Source organism: Acidocella sp. MX-AZ02 (assembly GCF_000306035.1).
GTDB lineage: Bacteria > Pseudomonadota > Alphaproteobacteria > Acetobacterales > Acetobacteraceae > Acidocella > Acidocella facilis.
In genome coordinates this window covers 1-1,591 of record NZ_JH976226.1, presented here as the reverse complement: position 1 = coordinate 1,591, position 1,591 = coordinate 1, and the positions used below count along the sequence as shown (strand labels likewise).

At 49.7% G+C, this 1,591-nt stretch carries 3 protein-coding genes; all 3 read left to right on the top strand.

What is annotated here, in order from left to right:
* The first annotated feature begins 101 nt into the window (after window positions 1-101).
* The 3 genes from MXAZACID_RS18995 to MXAZACID_RS17205 all read left to right on the top strand — a co-directional run bounded on the left by MXAZACID_RS18995 (window position 102) and on the right by MXAZACID_RS17205 (window position 1,556).
* A complete protein-coding gene (locus MXAZACID_RS18995; RefSeq protein WP_144052892.1) occupies window positions 102-356 on the top strand; it encodes a hypothetical protein in 255 nt (84 codons plus the stop codon).
* 54 nt (window positions 357-410) lie between these two features.
* On the top strand, window positions 411-833 hold the full coding sequence (locus MXAZACID_RS18530; RefSeq protein WP_008495836.1) for a response regulator: 423 nt from the start codon (window positions 411-413) through the stop codon (window positions 831-833).
* Window positions 834-1,094: 261 nt separating this feature from the next.
* Window positions 1,095-1,556: a CBS domain-containing protein gene (locus MXAZACID_RS17205; protein WP_008495835.1), complete on the top strand. Its 462-nt coding sequence runs from the start codon at window positions 1,095-1,097 to the stop codon at window positions 1,554-1,556.
* Window positions 1,557-1,591: the final 35 nt, after the last annotated feature.

The window sequence follows — 1,591 nt, the reverse complement described above, 5'->3', positions numbered from 1 at the left end:
GCTAGAGGAAATCCGCTAGTTTCCCTTCATAGGGCGGCCGATTACTAACATATTCGGCCAATAGATATTTGATTTCGGGCAGTCAGTGTGAGGATCGAACAATGGAAAAACTGTACTGGTGTTCTGGTAAAGACGATACCTTGGTTGCGGAGATCTCCGAAATTACAATGAAAGTTAAAAGGACAAAAGATAATCTTTATGGGCGGTTTATTGTGTCGAGCCGTTCAGGAAGGATATTAGGGTCGGGTACGGTATCCGACATTGAAACAGCGAAGCATGCGGCGCGGAAAATGGCAGAGCGTTGCGCAAAATGGGATCGTCAGAAAAGGCTTCAAGCCGTGATGAAAGTCGCTTGAGTTGTAGGTTCTAAGAAAAGCTTAAGCAACACTAGCGACAGGTTTTCTCCTCTCATGCCAAAAAAGAATAAGTCGATATCAAAATCTACACCTCTTCGCATTCTAATCGCGGAGGACATGGCCAGCATAGCGCATCTTCTTTGCGACGTACTAAAAGAAACTGGCTACGATGTTGTCGGTCCCGTTGCGACGTGCGTGGATGCGGCAAAGCTAGTGGCGTCATCACAGCTTGACGCGGCGCTGCTCGATATTCACTTGACAGATGGTACCAGTTATTCATTGGCGGCGTCTCTCGTCGCACAGAATCTTCCCTTTGCTTTCATGAGCGGAGACGGAGCCGGTTATCTCCCACCCGAGTTTTGTGATCGACCAACGATCGGAAAGCCTATGAGCTTCGATGCTCTCCTGAAAATGGTGGAAATGCTATGTGCCTCGTCAATGGCTGGTAGCCCTGAAAGTAAAAAAATTGGAATATAGAATTTCTTCCTTATATGACGCGAGATGATTTTTGAAACATCATAGTCGTAATATCGAGATGCAACGGCTGACCCGTGGGCACAAATCATCTTCGCTGTTATATGAAGGGCGAATTTTCCGCTTTGACCGGAGTCAGGAGGAATGGACGTATCGACCGTGCGTAACTGGATCCGGGCGGCCGATGCGGCGCAGTTGATCAAAGTCAAGGCCGGTGATGAGCATCAACTGTAGCGTCCGGCTCTCGGAAAAGGAGTTACAACCATGATCGCGACCGCCGCAGACATCATGACACGCAGCGTCATCTCGACAGGCCCCAATACGGCCGTGTCCGACATTGCGACTCTTCTCGCTAAACATGGAATCAGCGCCATACCTGTCATTGATGTGCAGGGGCAATTGCTCGGCATGGTCAGTGAAGGCGATCTGATGAAACCCTTTCTCGCCAATTCCAATAACCGCCGGGAGTGGTGGCTGGAGTTACTTGCCGAAGGTGAGAGACTGGCACCCGAATATCTACAATATATTGCGCAAGACTGGCATACTGCAAAGGATGTCATGACAAAAGCCGTTGTCACGGCGACACCGGATACGACGACGCATGATTTAGCGGGACTGCTTGTCAAGCATCATATCAAGCGCGTGCCGATTATTGATGGCGCAAGCGTCGTTGGCATCGTTAGCCGCGCCGACATTGTGCATACCTTAGCGGACAGCGTCAGTTAACCTATCCAAGACGGTTAAATCTGTTGGCTTCGTCC